Raw genomic sequence first — 1,743 nt, 5'->3', positions numbered from 1 at the left:
ATAACCGATTTTGACAGATGGCGATAATGAAATACCAGGATTCCCATGCACAATTTTTTTAATAAACGTTGTCTTTCCTGTACCATTAGATCCGATAATTGCCATCTTGTCTCCTCCGCGAATACTAAAACTTTTTGCTTTCCACAATACCCGTCCTTCAATTGTACCCGAGACATCTTCACCACGTATTATAGTTCTATTTTTTACACTTTCTAAGTTCACTAAATCCATTTTAAGTGGAGGAAGTTCGTTTCTCTTTTCGACGCTTTCAAGTTTTTCTAGTCTGGTTTCTAGAGATTTTACAGTTTTTCGTAACTTCTTTTGCTTACCTGCAAAGTATGGCTTTGCTCCTGTTATTTTGCCTTCAGATAAACTTAAGTTTTTCGGTTTTTTAGTTGCTCGTTGAGCTTTCTGTTCTTTTATATTTATAGCTTTTTCCAATCGTTTCTTTTCTTTTTCATATTTTTCATATTCTAATTCTTCTCGATGTCTTTCTAATTCTTTTTGTTCAACATAGTTACTATAATTCCCCTTATATTCAGTTATTCTCCCCTCGTCAATTTCCCATATAGTAGTACACAAGTTATCTAAAAAAGCGCGATCATGTGAAACTATAATAAATGCTCCATGCCAATTTTTTAAATCCTGTTCTAATTTTTCTATATAGTTATTATCTAAGTTAGTTGTTGGTTCATCTGCTAATAGCAGTTCTGGATTTTTATCAAGCGCTTGCCGAATATAGTTTCGTGTTACTTCACCACCACTTTTAGTTGATTCTATGAGCTTCAATTGAGGAATAAGTTCACAATGTGAAAATTGTTTTACAATACCTTCTTCAGGCACAATTTTTTTATATAATATGTGAAGTAACGTTGTTTTTCCACTTCCATTTTTACCAATTAAACCAATACGATCATTCTGATAAATATTTAGGCGATTTATGTTCAACAATAAACGATCTTGAACATAATGTTTTATATGAAGTCCCTCTAACATTATTTTCATATTTTCTCATCCTCTTATAAGTAATTGAAGACAATAAAAGCCTCCCAATCTATTCAGAATAGGAGGCATAAATCTATATAGATGAACTCTAACAAAATACTTTTAGAGCCAACTACAGAATTTTCATCCTATCCTGAAAAGTACAATTGAAAACAACACAAATCAAACGCTGTTTGTAAATAAAACACTTTCAATTGTTTACTTTTGAAAATAGGATTAGTTAATCATGTAGTTGGTTCACCCTTTCCTTTATCGTATTAAATTCATCTTAAACAAATAGCAAATAAATGTCAATGTTCAACTCAAATTATTTTTTTAATTTATTTATATTACTTAATGAACAGTGGCTAGCAATTAGCCACTTATTTTTTCGCAGAAAAAATCCTAAGGGGCTTGGGGATATTCCCCAACAAGCAGGCGTCGCTACCACGTGAGTGGCTAGCAAAGCCAGTGCTTGCCAAACCACTTAACGACTTGATTAATTTTGCTTTACCCTGTAAAGTAAAATTATATTAAGGAGTTATCTTTCGTAGAAAGCGTGGTGGGATGTATGAGCGAACAAAACACATTTGTGGCTAGCGATGAAACTGTTGGGCAAAACCATAAACACAACCGTAAGGAGCCGAAACAAATTAGTTTTCGTGTGAGCGAATCCGAATATTTAAAGTTGAAACAGTCAGCTGAAACTTTAAATATGAGTGTGCCTTCTTTCGTTAAGAAAAAGGCACAGGGATCTCG

The 1,743-nt window shown here is 33.1% G+C and carries 2 protein-coding genes; one reads left to right on the top strand and one right to left on the bottom strand.

Features of this window, described 5'->3' with window-relative positions; all coding sequences use genetic code 11:
• Positions 1 to 1,005: ATP-binding cassette domain-containing protein (locus KLP42_RS27480; RefSeq protein ID WP_215571154.1), on the bottom strand; the 1,005-nt coding region annotated here is incomplete at its 3' end.
• A gap of 550 nt (positions 1,006 to 1,555) precedes the next feature.
• Between KLP42_RS27480 and KLP42_RS27475 the strand changes: the two genes are divergently transcribed.
• Positions 1,556 to 1,743 (top strand): plasmid mobilization protein (locus tag KLP42_RS27475; protein WP_502941355.1); only part of this gene is annotated, 188 nt, incomplete at its 3' end.

It is taken from the genome of Rhizobium sp. CSW-27, assembly GCF_018760785.1.
In the GTDB taxonomy this organism is placed as follows: domain Bacteria; phylum Pseudomonadota; class Alphaproteobacteria; order Rhizobiales; family Rhizobiaceae; genus Neorhizobium.
The sequence above is the reverse complement of the archived record's forward strand: the minus strand, read 5'-3'. Positions and strand labels throughout refer to the sequence as shown.